The organism is Microcystis sp. BLCC-F209 (assembly GCF_041928595.1).
Lineage (GTDB): Bacteria > Cyanobacteriota > Cyanobacteriia > Cyanobacteriales > Microcystaceae > Microcystis.
The window spans coordinates 1-18,543 of record NZ_JBHFLL010000253.1 but is presented as its reverse complement, the minus strand read 5'-3'; the positions used below and the strand labels follow the sequence as shown (position 1 = coordinate 18,543).

Annotated in this window: 16 protein-coding genes and 1 other RNA gene; 10 read left to right on the top strand and 7 right to left on the bottom strand. The window is 42.4% G+C overall.

The annotated features are described in order from the left end of the window. Positions 1-70: 70 nt before the first annotated feature. The 4 genes from ACE1AQ_RS16075 (at position 71) to rsmH (ending at position 4,134) form a co-directional block, all read left to right on the top strand. Entirely contained in the window at positions 71-634 is a 564-nt protein-coding gene (locus tag ACE1AQ_RS16075; protein WP_374808782.1) for a hypothetical protein, read from the top strand. 94 nt (positions 635-728) lie between these two features. Continuing rightward, positions 729-1,193 carry a hypothetical protein gene (locus ACE1AQ_RS16070; RefSeq protein ID WP_374808779.1) on the top strand — a complete coding sequence of 155 codons (465 nt, stop codon included), beginning with the start codon at positions 729-731 and terminating at the stop codon, positions 1,191-1,193. A 293-nt stretch (positions 1,194-1,486) separates the two neighbouring features. Then, complete coding sequence (gene ilvA, locus ACE1AQ_RS16065) at positions 1,487-2,998, top strand: threonine ammonia-lyase, biosynthetic (protein WP_110545866.1); 1,512 nt, start codon at positions 1,487-1,489, stop codon at positions 2,996-2,998. Positions 2,999-3,255: 257 nt separating this feature from the next. Next, complete coding sequence (gene rsmH, locus ACE1AQ_RS16060) at positions 3,256-4,134, top strand: 16S rRNA (cytosine(1402)-N(4))-methyltransferase RsmH (RefSeq protein ID WP_008202100.1); 879 nt, start codon at positions 3,256-3,258, stop codon at positions 4,132-4,134. A 118-nt stretch (positions 4,135-4,252) separates the two neighbouring features. Here the strand turns inward: rsmH and ACE1AQ_RS16055 are convergent, their stop codons facing one another. The 6 genes from ACE1AQ_RS16055 to ACE1AQ_RS16030 all read right to left on the bottom strand — a co-directional run bounded on the left by ACE1AQ_RS16055 (position 4,253) and on the right by ACE1AQ_RS16030 (position 12,318). Beyond that, a complete protein-coding gene (locus ACE1AQ_RS16055) occupies positions 4,253-5,419 on the bottom strand; it encodes a pyridoxal phosphate-dependent aminotransferase (protein WP_110545870.1) in 1,167 nt (388 codons plus the stop codon). A gap of 9 nt (positions 5,420-5,428) precedes the next feature. Then, positions 5,429-5,819: a transfer-messenger RNA gene (gene ssrA, locus ACE1AQ_RS16050) on the bottom strand. 807 nt (positions 5,820-6,626) lie between these two features. Beyond that, the gene (locus tag ACE1AQ_RS16045; RefSeq protein WP_110545867.1) at positions 6,627-7,907 is read right to left on the bottom strand and encodes an HhoA/HhoB/HtrA family serine endopeptidase; all 1,281 of its coding nucleotides are present in this window, start codon (positions 7,905-7,907) and stop codon (positions 6,627-6,629) included. 342 nt (positions 7,908-8,249) lie between these two features. Then, positions 8,250-9,854, bottom strand: a complete 1,605-nt coding sequence (locus ACE1AQ_RS16040) for a serine/threonine-protein kinase (RefSeq protein WP_110545868.1) — start codon at positions 9,852-9,854, stop codon at positions 8,250-8,252. Positions 9,855-10,330: 476 nt separating this feature from the next. Further along, positions 10,331-11,326, bottom strand: coding sequence for a serine/threonine-protein kinase (locus tag ACE1AQ_RS16035; RefSeq protein ID WP_008202114.1), 996 nt, complete (start codon positions 11,324-11,326; stop codon positions 10,331-10,333). A 224-nt stretch (positions 11,327-11,550) separates the two neighbouring features. Next, positions 11,551-12,318, bottom strand: coding sequence for a DUF6816 family protein (locus tag ACE1AQ_RS16030; RefSeq protein ID WP_004163583.1), 768 nt, complete (start codon positions 12,316-12,318; stop codon positions 11,551-11,553). A gap of 35 nt (positions 12,319-12,353) precedes the next feature. On the opposite strand from ACE1AQ_RS16030, the gene era reads away from it, so the two are divergent. From era to ACE1AQ_RS16005, 5 genes are all read left to right on the top strand, one after another. Next, positions 12,354-13,310, top strand: a complete 957-nt coding sequence (era, locus tag ACE1AQ_RS16025; protein ID WP_008202119.1) for a GTPase Era — start codon at positions 12,354-12,356, stop codon at positions 13,308-13,310. A 167-nt stretch (positions 13,311-13,477) separates the two neighbouring features. Further along, positions 13,478-14,155, top strand: coding sequence for a uracil-DNA glycosylase family protein (locus ACE1AQ_RS16020; protein WP_008202121.1), 678 nt, complete (start codon positions 13,478-13,480; stop codon positions 14,153-14,155). Positions 14,156-14,158: 3 nt separating this feature from the next. After that, on the top strand, positions 14,159-14,704 hold the full coding sequence (rsmD, locus tag ACE1AQ_RS16015; RefSeq protein ID WP_008202123.1) for a 16S rRNA (guanine(966)-N(2))-methyltransferase RsmD: 546 nt from the start codon (positions 14,159-14,161) through the stop codon (positions 14,702-14,704). Positions 14,705-15,325: 621 nt separating this feature from the next. After that, complete coding sequence (thrC, locus tag ACE1AQ_RS16010) at positions 15,326-16,630, top strand: threonine synthase (RefSeq protein WP_002783420.1); 1,305 nt, start codon at positions 15,326-15,328, stop codon at positions 16,628-16,630. Between the two features lie 106 nt (positions 16,631-16,736). Continuing rightward, complete coding sequence (locus ACE1AQ_RS16005) at positions 16,737-17,012, top strand: MoaD/ThiS family protein (RefSeq protein ID WP_008202166.1); 276 nt, start codon at positions 16,737-16,739, stop codon at positions 17,010-17,012. 290 nt (positions 17,013-17,302) lie between these two features. Here the strand turns inward: ACE1AQ_RS16005 and ACE1AQ_RS16000 are convergent, their stop codons facing one another. Further along, the gene (locus tag ACE1AQ_RS16000; protein WP_008202168.1) at positions 17,303-17,770 is read right to left on the bottom strand and encodes a DUF29 domain-containing protein; all 468 of its coding nucleotides are present in this window, start codon (positions 17,768-17,770) and stop codon (positions 17,303-17,305) included. 350 nt (positions 17,771-18,120) lie between these two features. Here ACE1AQ_RS16000 and ACE1AQ_RS15995 point away from each other — a divergent pair. Next, positions 18,121-18,543 (top strand): type IIL restriction-modification enzyme MmeI (locus ACE1AQ_RS15995; RefSeq protein WP_374808770.1); only part of this gene is annotated, 423 nt, incomplete at its 3' end.

The following is an 18,543-nucleotide window of genomic DNA, read 5'->3' as shown; positions in this document are numbered from 1 at the left end:
CCAAAAAGATAGGTCATATATAGTAAATATGACCTAGAGAACAAAAATGATAAGTGAATTATACCAGAAAGTGTTAGAAAATGAACTGGGACGAGCCAGATATCTACTGTTGTTAATGATAGTTGGAACCTTGCAAATACTAAAGCAAGCTAAGTTAGAGATATTAGCAGAAGCACTGCCAATACCGATCCTGTTTGAGAGTCGGAGAAAAAAACTAAAAAGATTTTTAAAGCTGGAAATTCTGAATATTGAAAAAATCTGGTTTCTCTGCCTAAAAGAGATGTTAAAACAGCAGGATAGATTCACAATAAAAGGATTAGTATATATTGCCATAGACCGAACGAGTTGGGGAGCAATTAATATCTTGATGGTGAGTCTAATTTATGACAAGAGAGCCATGGCAATCTATTGGGAGATATTGGATAAAAAAGGAAGTAGTAATCTCGAAGAACAGCAGCGAGTATTGGGGAAAATATTGACAGTGCTATCAGGTCATAAAATCGTGGTGTTAGGAGATAGAGAATTTTGCTCGGTCAGTCTTAGAAAGTGGCTTCAGAAGCAGAGTTTATACTTTTGTTTAAGACAAAAAAAAGTACAAATGTCAAGACAAAAGAAGGAATTTATCAAGAAATGAGAGAGTTAGGTTTAAGTCCAGGAACTCAACTATTTTTGAATGATGTCAATATTACAAAAGAGCAGGGATTTGGACAGTTTAACTTAGCTGGTAAGTGGAAAAAACCTATCGGGGTTTTCAAACAAAAGAACCTTGGTATATTCTGACAAATTTTGGGGATTTAGAGACGGCAATAATTGCCTATCAAAAAAGATTTGATATTGAGGAGATGTTCCGAGATTTTAAGTCGGGAGGCTATAGCTTAGAAGGTTCTCAATTAGCACCGCAATACTTATCAAAGCTGATAATTGTTATAGCTATCGCCTATACAAGTGCCACAATGCAAGGTAAAAAAATTAAGGATATGGGAATCCAAAAATATGTTACAAGACCTGAAAAAAGATATAAAGGTCAACGCAGACACAGCAGTTTTTATGTGGGTCAACATCTCTATCATTGGCTCCAGCTACATCAAATGTTCCCAAAAAATATAGAAGAGCTAATGCAAATTAGCCACTATCGGTTGAAGGATTACATCAAGGGACAAAGAGCTATATCGTTTGCCCTATCTACCTTCTAGCTCGCTTGTCCCCCTGTCAGCCTGAGAAATTGGCGGGATTGATTGTTACTTTGGAGAGCATCCCCTTGATTTTACTCATCCTTGCCCGATAGGGTCTGTTAGCTTAACAATTGATTGTTTTCACGACGACCCCGGCGACATATACAAGGTTGGGTTGACGACTGTTACCCAACACCCCATCCGATAATTGGGCAAAATCATTATAATTATTTGATAATAGGACATTGGTTGGGTTTCGTGCCTCAGCCCAGCCTAGACTCTGACTCGCAAATCCCCACCGCCAAAAAAGAATAATGTACTGCGATTACCTGGTTCAAATCCTCACCGCACGCGTCTACGATGTCGCCCAAGAAACCCCCTTGGAACTTGCCCCCAATCTCTCCCAACGTTTGCACAATCAGCTTTTACTCAAGCGCGAGGATATGCAGTCGGTTTTCTCCTTTAAACTGCGCGGCGCATACAACAAAATGGCGCATTTGTCAAGGGATTTGTTACAAAAAGGTGTAATTGCTGCTTCGGCGGGAAATCATGCCCAGGGAGTCGCTTTGGGGGCGCGGCAATTGGGAACCCAAGCGATTATCGTTATGCCTGTCACCACTCCGCAAGTCAAAATCGACGCGGTAAAAGCCCGGGGCGGGATTGTCGTCCTGCACGGTGACACCTACGATGATGCCTACACCTACGCGCGGCAGTTAGAAGCGGAAAAAGGCTTAACTTTTATCCATCCCTTCGATGATCCGGAGGTAATCGCCGGCCAGGGTACGATCGGTATGGAAATTTTACGACAATATCAGCAACCGATCGAGGCGATTTTTGTCGCTATTGGTGGCGGTGGCTTAATATCAGGTATTGCAGCCTATGTCAAGCGTTTACGTCCAGAAATTAAAATTATCGGGGTGGAACCTGTGGACTCAGACGCGATGAATCAATCCCTAAAAGCCGGTTATCGGCTGCGTTTGTCCCAAGTGGGATTATTTGCCGACGGGGTGGCGGTGCGCGAGGTGGGAGAGGAGACTTTTCGTCTTTGTCAGCAGTATGTGGACGAGATTATCCTAGTGGATACGGATGATATCTGTGCGGCGATTAAGGATGTTTTTCAAGATACACGCTCGATTTTAGAACCTGCGGGGGCGTTAGCGGTAGCAGGAGCGAAAGCTTATGTAGAAAGAGAAGGAATTGAGGATAAAACCCTCGTTGCTGTGGCTTGTGGGGCGAATATGAACTTTGATCGTCTGCGGTTTGTGGCGGAAAGGGCGGAATTAGGGGAACGGCGCGAGGCGTTGTATGCTGTTACTATTCCCGAACAACCGGGCAGTTTACGGCGTTTTTGCGAATGTGTCGGCAAACGCAATTTAACCGAATTTAGTTATCGTATTGCCGATGAAAAAGAAGCGCATATTTTTGTCGGCGCCCAGATCGAAAATCGCAGCGATGCCAAGAAATTAGCCGAGAGTTTTGAAGCTTGTGGCTTTAAAACCCTCGATATTAGTGATGATGAATTGACTAAACTGCATCTGCGCCACATGGTGGGAGGGCGATCGCATTTAGCCGATCATGAATTATTTTATCGCTTCGAGTTTCCCGAACGACCGGGGGCTTTAATGAAATTTGTCGCCTCCATGAGTCCCCACTGGAATATCAGCGTTTTCCATTATCGCAATAACGGGGCCGATTATGGGCGCATCGTCGTGGGCATACAGGTCCCCCCCGATGAAATGAATCAATGGCAAGCTTTTCTCGATACTCTCGGCTATCGCTATTGGGATGAAAGTCAAAACCGGGCCTATCAGTTATTTTTAGGTTAGGGTTGGCTGAATAAATCTAAAAACCTTGTTGGATAAGGCTTTTAGACTTTTTTTCCCTCAAAAAGTGCTGACCATTGGAGTGATCGGGGGTAAAATTCAGGCACTTTTTCCCTGAAAATTAGGTAACTGACTACCCCAAAATCGGTAAAACCCTACACCCTACACCCCACACCCCACACCCCACACCCTGCCCCCACCAACAAACTTTTTGCCGCAAACCCTAGGTTAAATCGCCATTTTCAGGAAGTTATCAGCAGATGAATCAAGATTTTCCCCATATTTCCGTTTTGAGTCAAGAATTAATCGCCGGTTTAAATATTCAACCCGGGGGGCATTATCTCGATCTTACCCTAGGCGGTGGTGGACACAGCCGGCTGCTTTTAGAAGCTCATCCCGAAACCACAGTAACCGCCATCGATCGCGATCAAAGCGCCCTAGAAGCCGCTAAAATTAGTCTTGCCCCCTATCTAGATAGCCGTTTAACCCTCTGGTGGGGGAACTTCGCCGATTATAAGGGACAAAATAGCAGTTTTGATGGCATTATCGCTGATTTAGGAGTCAGTTCTCCCCAATTCGATCAGAGCGAGCGCGGCTTTAGTTTTCGCCACACGGCAGCCTTAGATATGCGAATGGATCGCTGTCAATCCCTGACGGCAGCCGATATTATTAACCATTGGCAGGAAAAAGAATTAGCGGATCTTTTTTATCAATACGGAGAAGAACGTTTATCTCGTCCTATTGCTCGCTCGATCGTCCAAAAACGTCCCTTTACTACCACCACAGAATTAGCGGCTGTCATCGCCAGTTCTGTCCCCGCTAGTTACCGTTATGGACGCATTCATCCGGCAACGCGGGTTTTTCAATCCCTACGCATCGCTGTTAATCAAGAATTAGATTCTCTGCAAAAATTGTTAAATCAAGCCCCCCACTGGCTAAAATCCGGGGGAATTATCGCTATGATCAGTTTTCATAGTCTAGAAGATCGTCTGATCAAGTATGGCTTTCGCGAAGATAATTCCTTGAAAATTATCACGAAAAAGCCGATTATCCCCAGCCGGGAAGAACAGGCTAAAAATCCTCGTTCTCGTTCGGCTAAACTAAGAATAGCCCAAAAGATAGAATCAGAGGTTATCTGATAGCAGTTATCTTAATGGTGAGGTACAAACTCTCTGGTTTTGGGGAGTCGTTATCTTGATGAGAAAGGCTGTGGTAAAGTAAAAACCAAGAAAAAAAGCCGGTATTTATTCTTGAAAATCACTGACTAAAATAACGCAGTCCTTTTACCAATCTTTCCACTGCCGTTAAAGCTGTTTCTGGAGATAAAGCAGCGTAGGCAAGACGCAAATAACAGCCTTCTGTTATCCCAAAAGTTGAACCGGGTAACACCGCCACCCGCTGCTGCTCAATTAAACTTTTAACTAACTGAAAATCATTCTTGTCTGTGGTAATTTTCAGGAAGAAATAAAAAGCCCCTTCCGCAGTGGCAACATCACAGATATCGCCGATTGATTCTAGAGCATTCAGGCAAATTTCTCTAACTTGACTGATGGTTTTTAACTGTTCTAAAGGATAGCTTTTACCCACCTGTAACGCTCCTAGTGCCGCGTATTGTGAAACCACTGGCGGACAGATTAAAATAGTATCCTGAATCTTATTAATCGCCTCAGATAAATGTTCTGGTACTACCATATAACCAATGCGCCAACTGGCAAAACCGTAGGCTTTTGAGAGACTAAATAAGGAAATAGTCCAGGATTCACTACCAACAATTGCCGCCGGAGAAAAGTGGCGAGCATGGTTATAAGTAAAATATTCATAAGCCTCATCGTGAATGTGATAGATGCCCTTTTTTTGACAGATGCGATTGACTTCTCTTAGGGTATTTTCTGGATAAACTACTCCCGTGGGATTATTAGGGGAAATCGTCACCACTGCCTTAGTTTTTTCCGTGATTGCCTCTTCAATGGCAGCCAGACGCAATTGATAATTTTTGTCTGTGGCAACCAAAATTACTTGACAATTAGCCATTTTTATGGCCATTTCATGATTGAAATAAAAGGGAGTGTTGAGAATAATTTCATCCCCCGGGGAAGTAATGGCTAAAATGGCATTCATAAAGGCCATATTACTGCCCGCCGTCACAAAAATTGCCTGCTTATCGCTGATTTTTACCCGATTATCTTCGGCTAGTTTTTGCCGAATTACTGCTAATAAGGGGGGAATTCCCGCCACAGATTGATATTGATGATTTTTGGGATCAGCTAAGAATAAAGATAGAGATTCGATCGCCTCCCGGGGTGGTTCATAGGAAACAACCCCTTGACCTAGGGAAATAGTGCCGGGGTTCGCTTTAATTAATTGACCGACCACGGGAATAATCGGTGTTTGTACCCCGTCCATGCGGGAGAGAAGGTTTCTCATTAAAGTAATCAATGGAGCCGAGCAGAGTCGAACTGCTGTCCAAATTAGGTATTGACTGTCCGTTCATTCACAGGTTTAGTTTCGATTACCCTCGAAACGGGGACTGTCACTTATCCCGGACAGTGGGATGCTCTAGTTAAAGCTTAGACGGTTAACTAACTAGAGAAAGTTAAACGTGGCATCCGTTGGGGGTTGATCCATAGTCCTTAACGGAGTCAAACTATGAATGCTCGAGTCGATTAGAGACTATTAGGCAGCTACAGGAGCGGCTTTACGAGCGAAAGGAACGATGTTGTTCGCATTTACTTTTTGTTTGAGCCTTTGATTTACGAGAGGAGACTCACTCTCGACCTGTATCACGGGGGAGCTTTCGCTAACCTGTCGAAACCGTTACGGCCCCTTGTGCTTACATTCTGATTATAGCATATTTTTTGATTAAGCTAATTTCCGATTTTCCCAAGGGTTAGAGCCGGGCTAGATCGGTAAAAAAGGGTTTTTATCGCTGATTTTTCTGCAATAGCATCGGTATCAAAGAGATAAGTCGTCAGGTTCTCTCGTCCAAGATATTACCCAGTTCTTGGGCTAATTATTCTGAATCTTCCCAATTTTCGGTTAAATTCCCTAACCCTCCCCTAATTATTGATTGCCTCGGTTTGAATTGCCACCTATCAACAATCTATCTCCATACCACAATTTAGGCATTTTGTCAAAAAAAATTTGACTTTGCAACAAAACTACACAAAAATTAGATCAACGTTGTTCGGGAAAAAAGGGATAATTGGCGAAAGTGTTTGGTTTTGCCCAAGGGAAAAGTCTAGATTTAGCAAGGGTTTTAAGACAACCCAGATCATTAAAACCCTAAAAATTACAATAAAAGGCATCATAGCATAATGCAAAATTATACCAGAATCGCTGGAAGTATTGCAACCTCGTAAATAAATAAAAATTATTCTCAATAAATTCTTAAGTAAAAATAAATATTACCGATTGTAAATTTAAATATTTTTAAGTATTGAAGTTATTTATATATAAAATACTTATCATTTTTCCCTGATTGCCTCTGACTTTTCCCTCCCCACAGTAACCACAGGAAAGACTATTACAGCATAATTATTCGATTCAAGAGCCAAAAGTAAAACCAGAAATATAGAGAGCTTGTTACTAAGCTCTCTATAAAGTTTTGGTCTTTTACCACTTATTTTCCAGACTAGGATCTGTTAGCAGTATTCAAGCTACCCACTTGAATATTCAGATTAATTTTTTGTCCTTCCCGGCTAATTTCTACGGGTAAATTATCGCCGATTTGAGTATTAGCCACAATTTCCTGAACCGCATCGGGATCGGTGACATTCTTACCACCTACAGACTTTAACACATCACCCGATCGCAATCCTGCTGCTGCGGCAGGAGAATCTCTCATCACCCGCACTAACAAGACACCAGAATCATCGGGGATAGTCCAATTATCAGCCATGGGACTATCGGCTAATTGTTCTTTTACCTCTGGGGTTAACTGTACCATTTGAACACCGAGATAGGGATGTTCCACCTTACCCGTGGCGATTAATTGTTCGGCGATTCTTTGGGCAGTTTTAATCGGAATAGCAAAACCTAAACCCTGGGCATTTTGAATGATAGCGGTGTTAACTCCGATAACTTCTCCCCGAGCATTTAACAAAGGTCCGCCGGAATTTCCGGGGTTAATTGCCGCATCGGTTTGCAGGAAATCCACCCGTTTATCACTAGCACCAATTTGGGAGCCATTGCGTTCCTTGGCACTAATAATCCCCGTGGTGACAGTGTTATCTAATCCCAAAGGATTACCGATAGCGATCGCCCATTCTCCCACCTGTAAACTATCAGAATTACCTAATTTAACCGTGGGTAAATTGCTCGTTTCCACCTGTACCACTGCCACATCAGTTAAAGGATCACTACCTAAAACTTTACCATCGATAGTGCGACCATCTTTGAGGGTGACAGTCACCTTATCTGCTCCCTCGACAACGTGAGCATTGGTGATAATTTTACCGTCATTACTGATAATAAACCCGGAACCTGTACCCCTTTGAACTTGTTTTTCTCCTCGCTCTGGTATTTGGGAACCGAAGAAGCGACGGAAAACAGGATCGTTAGCAAATTCCGAAAAATCACCGCCGCCATTGACTTCCCTAGAAGCATTAATTCTTACCACCGCCGGCCCCACTTCTTGCACCACAGAAGCGACAAAATTGGTGGGAATAACTAGGGTTGAGGGAGCGGCTGCGGCTGGTGTGGAGGGGCGAGGATTATTGGTAGCGGTGGCAATATTTTGGGCTAATTCTAGAGGATTTTGACTGTAGGCGTAGGTGGCACCGATACCTAACCCGGCACCCAAAACCAGTAAGGAGGAATAGGCAAAAAGTTTTTTCATTGCAGAAGATTTGGAGCGTTTGGGATTGCCTTCGTTGCTCGGGGAAATATTATCGTTAAAAATATTGTGAGTCATAGTTTTTATTGTTTAACCATTTTGAGAAGGGAATAAAAGTCAGTCCTAATAATCGTGGGTGTGAGAGGAGTGTTTTGGAAAACGGCTTGGGACTGACTATCTCTAATTTAGGCGGGGGATATGAACTTACTGTGACGCAGACATGAACTTTTGATTACAAGTTCATTGTTTTATAGTTTTTGACAGCTATAAGCATTAATACACATGGCACAAGTGAGATGCTCCTCAGCAGAATAGACTCACTACTATGGCACAATTTAATTTTTGGGTTGCATTAATTAACCTAATCTAGGGAAGATAACAATAGAAAAAATGGAATTGTGAGGATAGTTTTATGTTTTGTTAGCCTTTGGAATGCAGGAGAAAAGCCAATAACCAACCGCTTGCTAAACCGCTTAGATTTGTAACAGCAAGAATCAGAAAAATAGCGAAGGATCTAAAGTTTTTCTGGTCTAACTCCCTTGCAATATAAACCTGAGTAAATACTATTACCATGCTCCCTATTCCAGTTACTATTCCTTCAATAAAATTTCCTGACGTAAGGCTGAAAGTAATACCGCCTATTAATCCAGGAAAAGCCATGCAGAAAAGACCCAACAAAGCAGAAAGTAATGCCTGGGAAAGAGAGTCCGTCTTTAAGAAAATCGCACCCACAACCAAAAGCCCAGCCACAACCCCAGCCACAACCCCAGCCGCAGCCCAAAACCCAGCCACAGCAGCCACAACAAAAACCACCGCAACCCAAGCCACAACCACAACCCATAACCCATTCCCAGCCACAGCCGCAGCCCAAACTTGCCAGGGTGCTGAATTGGCAGCTAAAATGTAACCAATTGCACCATAAACAAGAAACACACCGATTAACCAACCCCAGGGAAAGTCTTTTCCTTTTGGTTCTTTCGTTTCAAGTTGAAAGTAAATATCGCCGTCCTTGCCAAGAGAGTTAGAAGGAGGCGCAGTTCCATAAAAAAAGCTTGGTTGATTTATTTCGTAAACTATGCTCTCCGAGGGAAAGTCTTTTCCTTTTGGTTCTTTCGTTGGCTGTGGGGGATTAACTATTTCTTGACGATATTTCTTTTCTACAGGAGGCGGTGGTAATTCCAATTGTTGAAGCCAATCGGACATGGACTGAGGGCGGTTTTCTTTTTCAAAAGCCATCCCCAGAGTAATGGCTTTGTTAAGATGATCACTTAAATTAGGATTAATTTCTTTCGGTGATGTTAAAGGATGATTATCCCGGCGTTCCATTGAAGGAGTCGGTTTTTGTCCGGTGACAGCATAATAAAAAGTAGCCGCAAGCGTATAAACATCGACACTAGGTTTACGATTACTTGTAATGTTTTCTAAAGCTCTATCTTGACTTTGAAAGTGTTCTACAATCTGTTCATAGGGGGCAAAATACAAATTAGCTCCTGAATTTGTGGAACTACTACTGGCCGGAATAATCTCTTTAGCAATGCCAAAATCAATCAAGATAGCATTCCCATTGGGTTGAATCATAATATTGCCAGGGTGAGCATCTCGGTGTACGATTCCTGCTTGATGAACCACCTCTAATGCGCTGCCAATTTGCCGAATATATTTTAAACATTCCGCTTCCGATAATTTTCCTTGAGTTTTCACCCTTTCCATCAAAGTTTGACCCTGAATAAAATCCATCACCAAACAGGGAACTTGACCTTCAGTAAAAAAATCGGAAATACGGACGATATGGGCATGGGGAGTCTGGGAAAATTTGGCTAACTTGCGCCCTTCCGCCTCAAATTGTCTAACATAATCCTCGTATTCCGTATCTCTTTTCTGCAAAATATCAGGAGTTTTGATCACCACTTCCATGGTGAGTTGGCGATGACGTGCTTTATAGGTCAGGCCAAAACCTCCCCGTCCCAAGACCTCAAGGATCTCGTACTTGCCATTGTGGAGGAGTTGTCCCGCTTGCCAAACCATAGAATTTTGCAATAGTTGTTTTTATCATACCAAAAAATCTGCTTTTGTCTCAAAATTGGCTTATGTTTTGGTATTTGAGTTTGTAGGGGCGAAGCATTCGGATAAAAAATTTACGGTTTCAGCGATAGGTTATTGCCCGAATGCTTCTCCCTTACGGGAGTTTGGTGGTGCTTAAGTTTACACCAATGGCACGTCTTGCATCCCATTGTGGTTAGTGAGTTTATCGAACTGCAATCGCCCTTGATCCCCCCTTGATCCCCCCTTGATAAGGGGGGTTTGATCCCCCCTTGATCCCCCCTTGATCCCCCCTTGATAAGGGGGGTTTGATCCCCCCTTGATCCCCCCTTGATCCCCCCTTGATAAGGGGGGTTTGATCCCCCCTTGATACCCCCTTGATCCCCCCTTGATAAGGGGGGTTTGATCCCCCCTTGATCCCCCCTTGATAAGGGGGGCATTTGATAATTTTTAACGCCTACCTACTTAGGAGAAGATGGGGGAGAACCTGTCGGAGTTGGTTGAGGAAATAAAATTTGCTTAATTTTATCTGTCACCCCAATAGATGTTAAAAAAGTCAAGGAAAGAGCTAGTAAACCTGTTGTTGCTGTCACTGCTGTCCAATTAATAACAATGGGTTGAGATATTTTAAATTGTTCTTTTTTGGGAATAGACAAACCTAAATCCTTAAACCATGCTTGCACTGACTGAGGACGTTTATCTATGTCTAGTTCCAATGCCCAAAGAATGGCTTGATTGATATTAGGGCTGATTTCTGAATTGTAGGTTTTCGGCTCAATTAAAGGCTGATGATCAATTTTTCGAGTCATCGCATTCACTGGAATTTTACCCGTTAAAAGCTCGTATAACACGGCTCCTAAACTATAAATGTCGGTAAAAGCTCCGCGTTTAGCATCACGAGAATAACACTCAATAGGCGCAAAACCTGAGGCTAATTCCTGGGTACGAGTTTTGGTTAATTCTTCATCAAAATCTAAGGCTAAACCAAAATCAATTAAGACCGCTTCTGGTTTACCAGTCCGAATCATAATGTTACCCGGTCGAATATCTCGATGCAGAAAACCGCGACTATGTACCACCATTAAAGCCTGTCCAATCTGCTCAATGTAGCGTAAGGCTTCTTTTTCTGGTAAAATTTTTGTTGATCGCCGATCTAAGGTCGTCCCATCAATATATTCCATAACCATGCAGTTAGCTTTACCCTCTGAAAATAACTCTTTAACTCGCACGATATGAGGATGATCACAACCTTTTAATTTACTCGCTTCCTGCCAAAAAAGTTTCTGTAAACGCTTAGACTCCCACAATTTAAAACCCACATCCCTCGGCGTTTTGATCACCACTGAATCACCATTGCGATCGCTGGCTCGATAGGTAATGCCAAATCTTCCTTCACCCAATACTTCCTGAATCCTGTACTGGCCATCTTTAATTTTCTTGCCCAGATCCCAAACCATTAACTCCTAGCTCCTCTGCTCACAAACATTAATTAAACTTATTTTAATAGCGATGTCATTTTCCTAGAAGTATAACCTAATGTGGTGTTAACGACCGGCGACTGGCGACCCAATTAGATAAATTTGACCTAATCTTAGGTTTTATGGCTAGGATTATCTCTTGTCTTTTTTCTCCTTCTGTCTCCTCATCTAAGGGAAGATTTTTGATTTTTACAGGATTTCTATTAATCTTTCAGCAATTCTAAGCGATAACGATACAAAGCCACAGGACGATTCGGCGCTTGGAAAAAATCCGGCGATTGGGGGGAAAGATAAATGGCTGTCACCTGATCGCCTAGAATTTTATTAGGAGATAATAACTGATAGGCGGTGGTGGTTTCCACCTCATTAAGATAAGTATTGGTTTCTCCCCGGAAAATTTGTTGACTAATTTCTGTGGCAATAAATTGATTTTGGCTAGGAGTTTCGCTATTTCTGGCAATTACCGTGGAAATTAGTTGATGAGCGCCGCGTAAAAAGGTAATCTGACGATTGGGATTATTAGGGTCAGTTTTTACCGATAAAACCGATTGATTACCTAAATAGGCGCGACTAATTGCTAAACCATTAAAGGATCGATCGGCCACAATTGATGGTTTACTGATAATGGTAGATAAAAAGGCAGCATTTATCGGTCTGGAAATAGCTTTCTCGATGAATCTCACTGGAAACTCGATCGATTTTTCTAGGTAACGACGATTACTTTCAAAACCGGGTGTGATAATCTGGGGAGAAAGAGGAGCGGTTAAATCGATTAGGGTACTGGTGACAGTCCAATTGCCTACCATCCAATCGGGATAAACTAAATCTCCACTGGCAAAACTAACCACTGGTTTAGTCATCCAGCGAGGATAATTAGTTAAGCGATCGCTTAAATTTCCCGCTATAGACAATTCTAAATGGTTACTACAGCCTAGAATTAATACTAACAAGAACAAAATTATCCTTTGCATGGGTAAAAACCTTTTTTAAGTAATATTCTTTAATTATGAACGATTTTATCAACTCCCAAGCATTTAATCTCGATTCGGCAGTAATTCCCATCCCACCCACTGGTTTTAAATCCGGTTTTATTGGCATTATTGGTCGTCCTAATGTGGGCAAATCCACCCTGATGAATCAATTAGTGGGACAAAAAATCGCCATTACTTCCCCCATCGCTCAAACTACCCGCAACCGTTTGCGCGGCATTGTCACCGACGAGCGCTCCCAGATGATTTTTGTCGATACCCCCGGCATTCACAAGCCCCATCACGAATTGGGCAAAGTTTTAGTTAAAAATGCTGAAAACGCCATAAATTCTGTAGACTTGGTTTTATTTGTTGTCGATAGTAGCAATTTTTTGGGCAGGGGCGATCGCTACATTGCCGATTTACTGACTAAAAACCAAACCCCCACGATTTTAGGGCTAAATAAAGCCGATCAGCAACCGGAAGACCCGGAGCCTATCGACGATAGTTATCGCACCTTAGCGACGGAAAATAACTGGCCTCTGCTCAAGTTTTCGGCACTGGAGGGGACGGGAATCGAAGAATTACAAAATCTGTTAATTGATTCCCTCGAAGTCGGTCCCTATTACTATCCCCCCGATTTAGTCACCGATCAGCCGGAAAGGTTTATTATGGGCGAATTAATCCGCGAACAGATTTTACTGCAAACCCGTCAGGAAATTCCCCATTCTGTGGCGGTGGTGATTGAACGCGTCGAGGAAACTCCCGCTTTAACCAAGGTTTTTGCCGCCATCAATGTGGAACGAGCTTCCCAAAAAGGGATCGTCATCGGTAAAAATGGCAGTATGTTAAAAGCGATCGGCTCTTCCGCTCGATCGGCTATTCAAAAGTTAATCGCTGGGGAGGTATATTTAAAATTATTTGTGAAGGTAGAACCGAAATGGCGACAATCTCGCTCACTTTTAGCAGAATTTGGCTATCGCACCGAGGAGTGAATTGGGTTGTAGGGTGTGGGGTGTGGGGAGAAGCTTTTTTTCAGTGTTGCCAAAGGCACGGCGTAGCCGTCCAGTAAACAGTGAACTGAAAACTCACATCTGAAAACTGAAAACTGATAACTGATAACTGATAACTGATAACTGATAACTGATAACTGATAACTGAAATGACCGATATTACAAACCTAATCAAACAGGTACACCAAGAGGCAAAAAAAGAGGATTTTCCCATCGATACCCTAATTTACCAAGAGGCAAAAAAAGACCCCTTTGAACCAGTTTTGTATGCTGGGAATCTTGCTAGTCAGTTATGCTTTTTTGGCCGGGATTTAGGACGAGATGAAGTGTATGCAGGACAACCTTTGATCGGGGCTGCCGGTAGAATGGTAAGAGAGGGATTTTTTCAAGCTTGGCAGGGGAGAAAATCTCATGATCGTCAAGAGTTATTATCGGTGTGCGATCGAATTTTCCTAACTAATACAGTTCCCTACAAACCGCCGGGTAATAAAGCTTATTCTGGGGAAGTGAAAGATCGTTTTCGTCCATTTATAGAAAAACTGCTCGTTTTTTATTGGCAAGGTGATCATATCATTCCCCTTGGCACGGAAGCTTTTAAATGGTTTGAACCCTACGGTAAACCGAAAGAAGTAGATAAATTCTATCTTGATAAAGAACGCTTTACCAAAAAACTGCTAGTTACCCTTACCGCTACCGATGAAGATGGATTAAAACAGCAAAAGAAAGTGACTTTATTACCTCTCCCCCATCCTTCTCCTCTCAATCAAAGATACTATGCTCTTTTTCCTGATTTATTACAAAAAAGATTAACTGAATTTGCCTTTTAACTAATGAGAATTTACGGCAATCGTCCCATAAAAACCCTAGCAGGACAATTAACCCGTCCGACGACAGCAAGGGTCCGAGAAGCTTTATTTAATATCTGGCAACATAAATTATCCGGCTGTCGTTGGTTGGATCTTTGTGCGGGTAATGGTTCCATGGGTGCGGAAGCTTTATGTCGAGGTGCGAGTCTAGTAATCGGAATTGAACAATCAGGACGCGCTGGCGAAATTATCAAGGAAAATTGGCGCAATTTAGCAACTTCTCCCCAGCAATTTCAAGTAATTCGGGGAGATGTACGGACAAAGTTAGCCACTTTAGCGGGGAAAAGTTTTGATTTAATTTATTTTGACCCTCCCTACGAAAGCGGTTTATATTTACCGGTACTAACTGCCATCTCTCAATCTAATTTATTAGATTCTCTGGGGGAAATTGCCGTGGAACACAATCCCAAATCTTGGCCAGCAATTAATCTAGAAGGTTTAACCATTTGTCGTCAAAAACACTACGGCAATACTACCTTAACTTTTTATCAAAAAACAGATGAATTATGAATTATGAATTATGAATTATGAAGTGGGGAGAAGGGAGAATAAATAAAAATAATCTCCTGCCGACCGCCGAAAATGGTCAACTTTATTTGGCAGTCCAGAAAAAATTATTATTTCTCAACAAAATCACATAATTTGTCACTTTTCTTGACAATTATCCTGAGTAAAGCGAGAAACTTTCTGACAACCGCAGTTAATCGCCCCCCTTTTTAGGCTATTTAAGTAGGTGGGTGGAATTAAATATAAAATGAACGTAGGTTGGGTTGAAGCATGAAACCCAACGCCCGCATGGGTTACGCTACCGCTAACCCATCCTACAAATAATTGTGCCTACCTACTTAAAGAAAAATTAGGGTTTATTTCGATAAAATTAGCAGTAAATAGGCTGTAACCTCCTAAAAAACTTAAATCCCTTTTCCTAGTTCTTGTTTTGACCTGAAACTACACCGAAGTTTTCTGACACGGCAGCCCAACCATCTCCACTTAACCCTTGCTGCTCCCCAGATTATCCCCTAGTTTTTGTATAAATTTATACCCGACTATTTTTGTCGGGTATATTTGACACCAAGATTTTGCCGGTGATAGGATGTGTGTAGATTCAGTTGACGGCAAGACAGGAAAATCATGACCCTAGCGACAAACATCGAAACCTCAAAATTCATCCCCACCTTTACCCGCTTGGTTTCTAAGGAAGGAGGGACCTCCTACCCCCTGAAAGCGCTGAATATCTGCGAAGAAACCTTTGCCCCCCTAGAAGTGGACTACGATTACGACCTCATCCGTCGCACCGTTACCAGAGAAAGCATTCAAGCAGGTCCCAATTCCATCTGGCGCTATCGTTCCTTTTTGCCGGTGGAAAGTGAAAATCCTATCGATGTGGGTACGGGTATGACTCCCCTAGTTAAATCCCACCGTTTAGCTCGGCGCTTGGGTCTAAAAAATCTCTACATTAAAAATGATGCCGTCAATATGCCCACTCTCAGCTTCAAAGATAGAGTGGTATCCGTCGCCCTTACCCGGGCCAAAGAATTAGGTTTTACTACCGTTTCCTGTGCTAGTACGGGAAATCTCGCCAATTCCACCGCCGCTATTGCTGCTCACGCCGGTTTAGACTGTTGTGTTTTCATTCCCTCCGATTTAGAAGCGGGCAAAATTCTCGGCACCCTAATCTATAATCCCACGGTCATGGCAGTTAAAGGCAATTACGATCAGGTTAACCGTCTCTGTTCAGAAGTGGGCAATACCTACGGTTGGGGTTTTGTCAACATCAATCTGCGCCCCTACTATTCCGAAGGTTCCAAAACTTTAGGCTTTGAAGTGGCTGAACAATTAGGCTGGAAACTCCCCGACCATATTGTCGCACCTTTAGCCAGTGGTTCCCTCTTTACCAAGATTTATAAAGGCTTCCAAGAATTCGTCAAAGTCGGTTTGGTGGCAGATAAAGCAGTGCGTTTTAGTGGCGCTCAAGCGGAGGGTTGTTCCCCCATTGCCCAAGCTTTCAAGGAAGGACGGGATTTTGTCGCCCCAGTTAAACCCAATACTATCGCCAAATCGATCGCTATTGGTAATCCCGCCGATGGTGTTTATGCCCTTGATATTGCCCGTAAAACTGGCGGTAATATTGAATCCGTCACCGATGCCGAAATTATCGAAGGTATTAAACTTTTGGCAGAAACGGAGGGCATTTTCACAGAAACCGCAGGCGGTACAACTATCGCTGTCTTGAAAAAATTAGTAGAAGCGGGTAAAATCGACCCCGAAGAAACCACGGTCGTTTATATCACCGGTAATGGTCTAAAAACCCAAGAAGCGGTACAGGGTTATATCGGTGAACCCCTGTTAATCGAACCGAAATTAGAAAGTTTTGAACGGGCCCTGGAACGTTCCCGCACCCTCGAACGCCTCGAATGGCAACAGGTTCTCGTCTAGAATTGATGTTCGGGGATGATGGGGCAATTATCCTCTTGCCTCATCTCCACAAGCAATTTAAATTCGCGTGCAGCTTACCGTCCTTTCCACTTTTTCCTTGATATCTATGGCTGTAAAAGTTCTCATTCCTACTCCCCTGCAAAAATTTACAGAAAATAAGGCTACCATCGAGTGTAGTGCTAGTAATGTCGGTGATTTAATCGAATCCTTAGAAGCAAGTTTCCCCGGTATTAAGGCCCGCTTATGCGATGAAGAGGGCGCACCCCGGCGCTTTTTAAATTTCTACGTCAACAGTGAAGATATTCGCTTCCTCGATGGGACAAAAACCCCCTTAAAAGATGGCGATGAAGTCAGTATCGTTCCTGCGGTGGCTGGAGGTTAACCTCCCCATAAGTTTGTTTTCCGTCAATTGTAATTAAACCCCTAGAAAGTGATGTTTTCTGGGGGCTTTTGTTCAGGTAAGTTTTAGTTAGGGTTGCCAGAAAAACCTAATCTTTGTGTCCTTTGTGCCTTTGTGGTTGTTCATATTATTAAGTAGGTAGGCACAATTATTTGTAGGATGGGTTAGCGGTAGCGTAACCCATGCGGGCGTTGGGTTTCATGCTTCAACCCAACCTACGTTCATTTTATATTTAATTCCACCCACCTACTTATAAGCTGAGACACATTTGGTCAATTGCCATAGAAGTTCTCATCTAAGATTTGCTCTGGCAAGAAAGGACAAATTTGAGGATAATCATTTTCTGGGGGAATCCGAACACCAAATTGAGGGAGTTTCCCTTCCTTAATTGCCACTTGACGAGCATCTGGATAAGCTTCCTCAATGGCAGTTTCTAGATAGGATTTCAGGGAAGGAGTATCGCGTAAGTTTTTCTCAATTCGCTGGCGATGCTCAATAATAGAACAATACCAGCTATCCTTCATTGATGGCGGTGCGTCGTGCTGTACTTTTAATTTGAGCAAATGAGCCAAAAGAATCATCAAATTACTTTCTAAAGTTCTTTTTTCCGATTTTCCCAACTCGGTTAACTCCTCAATTAAGTTATCAGTATCCAGCGCAGCAAATTCCCGCTTCTGTAGGTGGCTAATTGTTGTTGCGAGCCATACTTGAAAATCTTGTTCGTAGAGAGTTTTGGACATAGCGATAAGTTGTTCCTTCGAGTCAATAACTAGATTGATAACTAAGCGGCTACAATTCTCAAGGCGTTACTAATTTCTAGCTTCCCTTGTAGTTTACCAAAAAATCACCTAAAATTGAAACTAAGTAGGTAGGCGTTAAAAATTATCAGATGCCCCCCTTATTAAGGGGAGATCCCCCCGCCTATCGGCACCCCCCTTATCAAGGGGGGCAGGGGGGATCGAACCTAAAATTTATCTTCAATTTAATTATAACCAGCTACTTATCTGTATCCCTTGCTGACTGCATCTGGCTCCCTACACCATTTTCTACTATCTTTGAGCAAACCCGCAAAAGATAAGGAGTTAAAACTATGCCTTTAAGTTGGAATGAAATAAAAAATCGCGCCATCGCTTTTCAAAAAGAGTGGGAAGGAGAGACTTCAGAAAAAGCAGAATCTCAATCTTTTTGGAATGATTTTTTTAATGTCTTTGGCATTTCACGGCGTAGGGTAGCCAGTTTTGAGCAACCGATAAAAAAAGCAGATAATAAACAGGGTTTTATTGATTTACTCTGGAAAGGAACGATTTTAGTTGAGCATAAATCGAAGGGGAAAGATTTAGAAAAAGCCACACAACAGGCTAAGGATTATTTTCCCAATTTAAAGGAACATGAGTTACCGCGTTATATTTTAGTCTCGGATTTTCAACGGTTTAAATTATATGATTTAGATTCAGGCAATCAATGGGAATTTGAATTAAGTAATTTTGTTGATAATGTTCATTTATTTGATTTT

Coding starts and splice junctions, on each gene's coding strand:
- ilvA (WP_110545866.1), top strand. CDS start 1,487: ATGTACTGCGATTACCTGGTTCAAATCCTCACCGCACGCGTCTACGAT.
- rsmH (WP_008202100.1), top strand. CDS start 3,256: ATGAATCAAGATTTTCCCCATATTTCCGTTTTGAGTCAAGAATTAATC.
- ACE1AQ_RS16055 (WP_110545870.1), bottom strand. CDS start 5,419: ATGAGAAACCTTCTCTCCCGCATGGACGGGGTACAAACACCGATTATT.
- ACE1AQ_RS16045 (WP_110545867.1), bottom strand. CDS start 7,907: ATGACTCACAATATTTTTAACGATAATATTTCCCCGAGCAACGAAGGC.
- ACE1AQ_RS16040 (WP_110545868.1), bottom strand. CDS start 9,854: ATGGTTTGGCAAGCGGGACAACTCCTCCACAATGGCAAGTACGAGATC.
- ACE1AQ_RS16035 (WP_008202114.1), bottom strand. CDS start 11,326: ATGGTTTGGGATCTGGGCAAGAAAATTAAAGATGGCCAGTACAGGATT.
- ACE1AQ_RS16030 (WP_004163583.1), bottom strand. CDS start 12,318: ATGCAAAGGATAATTTTGTTCTTGTTAGTATTAATTCTAGGCTGTAGT.
- era (WP_008202119.1), top strand. CDS start 12,354: ATGAACGATTTTATCAACTCCCAAGCATTTAATCTCGATTCGGCAGTA.
- ACE1AQ_RS16020 (WP_008202121.1), top strand. CDS start 13,478: ATGACCGATATTACAAACCTAATCAAACAGGTACACCAAGAGGCAAAA.
- rsmD (WP_008202123.1), top strand. CDS start 14,159: ATGAGAATTTACGGCAATCGTCCCATAAAAACCCTAGCAGGACAATTA.
- thrC (WP_002783420.1), top strand. CDS start 15,326: ATGACCCTAGCGACAAACATCGAAACCTCAAAATTCATCCCCACCTTT.
- ACE1AQ_RS16005 (WP_008202166.1), top strand. CDS start 16,737: ATGGCTGTAAAAGTTCTCATTCCTACTCCCCTGCAAAAATTTACAGAA.
- ACE1AQ_RS16000 (WP_008202168.1), bottom strand. CDS start 17,770: ATGTCCAAAACTCTCTACGAACAAGATTTTCAAGTATGGCTCGCAACA.